Source organism: Rickettsia sp. TH2014 (genome assembly GCF_019249195.1).
Classification (GTDB): domain Bacteria; phylum Pseudomonadota; class Alphaproteobacteria; order Rickettsiales; family Rickettsiaceae; genus Rickettsia; species Rickettsia felis.
On the sequence record NZ_MXAX01000015.1, the window covers coordinates 1 to 1,538 of the forward strand.

Here is a 1,538-nt window from a genome sequence, read left to right on the forward strand (position 1 = left end):
AATGTAAGATTAAATCTCAACTATTACATGTAAAATGTTTTAAAAATATCGTTTCTTTTGCTTGTTTAGGAAAAAGATGTGGATAAGGGTTATTGTGGTTGGTCATATCTGAAAATGTCCGTAAAATTTCTAAATAATAATTAGTTAGCCGCTAATTTTGGATTCTCGCCATTCATGACCGTCTTGTTCTTGCTTGCAATCCAGTTATCAAAATCTTCTTTGTTTACTACTTCTATAGCAATCGGCATGAAGCCGTGATTGATGCCGCAAAGCTCCGAGCATTGTCCGTAATATACACCTTTCTTGGCAACTCTTGTCCATGTTTCATTGATTCTTCCAGGCACTGCATCTATTTTAAACCCAAGTGACGGAACGGCAAAACTATGTATTACGTCACCTGCGGTAATGAGAAACCTTACGGTAGCATTTTCAGGTATAACAATTCGATTATCAACGTCTAATAATCTTTTTTGGTCAGGTTTTAAATTCTCATCAGAGATCATTACGCTATCAAATTCTAAATTATCATGATCAGGATATATATAATGCCAATACCATTGATAACCTACTACTTTAATAGTTAAATCCGTTTCGGGTATTTTTTCGACATGACGCACTATTCTAAAAGACGGCACTGCAATAATAACTAAAATTATAATAGGGATTACAGTCCAAATTATTTCTATTAAAACATTATGTGAAAATTTTGCCGGTACTGGATTATTTTTTGCATTAAATCTGATACATACAAAGCCAAGTAATCCGGCAACGAATAAAACAATAGCTGTTGAGATATAAAGCAGAAAATTATGAAAATGATGTAATTCCTCCATAATCGGACTTGCCGGCGGCTGGAACGTTACCTGCCAAGGTAACGGCTCGGAGGCAAAGCAAATATTGCTAAAAATCAATAAACTAATAAAAGTAATAGACATTTTCCCAAACTTCGCTTCTAGAGGTAATTTAGATGTCGAGCCTAGACTCGCATCCTCACGTATGTTTATATACGCTGCGGTGGCAAGCGCTTCCGTGTCTCCTTTAAATTCCTCTTTATAAGCTGGTTTAAAAAGATGTCTAATAATATTTTTCATAGCACATATAAAGTTATTTCTATATATAATATAAATGTATATACAGTTTTATTAAAGTAAAAATCGATAAATTTTTGTAAAAACTACATATTTTTAATAATATTTGAGCTAGAAAGTGTTCCTATATTAGGATGTTGCAGTAAGTCAACAACTTCTATTACTTTCGCATTTATTAATTTTGCTTGAATTTGTTTATTTATTAACTGAGGATCGTGCTTTGTTACAGCGATTACAGCAGGACAAATATTTTGTACTAATCGGGCGTAATCATTAAAATCTTTTAGTTTAGGTAATATAAATACTTTATCAACAAACGTGAAAGAACTTAAAATTTTTGCTCGTTGTAATTGATTATGTATAGGTTGACGTTTTTTATATTTAATAATTGTTTCGTCAGGCTCTAAAGCGACTATTAAGTATTGTAGAAGTCAAGATTTAATCTTACAG

The 1,538-nt window shown here is 32.2% G+C and carries 1 protein-coding gene and 2 pseudogenes; all 3 read right to left on the bottom strand.

The window, feature by feature from the left end; all coding sequences use genetic code 11:
- Positions 1–22: 22 nt before the first annotated feature.
- A pseudogene (locus KYQ89_RS00200) lies at positions 23–106 on the bottom strand (acetyltransferase); the annotation flags it as partial.
- 34 nt (positions 107–140) lie between these two features.
- Positions 141–1,091 (bottom strand): cytochrome c oxidase subunit II, encoded by a 951-nt coding sequence (coxB, locus tag KYQ89_RS00205; RefSeq protein WP_218459795.1) that lies wholly within the window; start codon positions 1,089–1,091, stop codon positions 141–143.
- An 83-nt stretch (positions 1,092–1,174) separates the two neighbouring features.
- Positions 1,175–1,513: pseudogene (locus KYQ89_RS07475) on the bottom strand (glycerol-3-phosphate cytidylyltransferase); the annotation flags it as partial.
- Positions 1,514–1,538: the final 25 nt, after the last annotated feature.

Coding starts and splice junctions, on each gene's coding strand:
- coxB (WP_218459795.1), bottom strand. CDS start 1,091: ATGAAAAATATTATTAGACATCTTTTTAAACCAGCTTATAAAGAGGAA.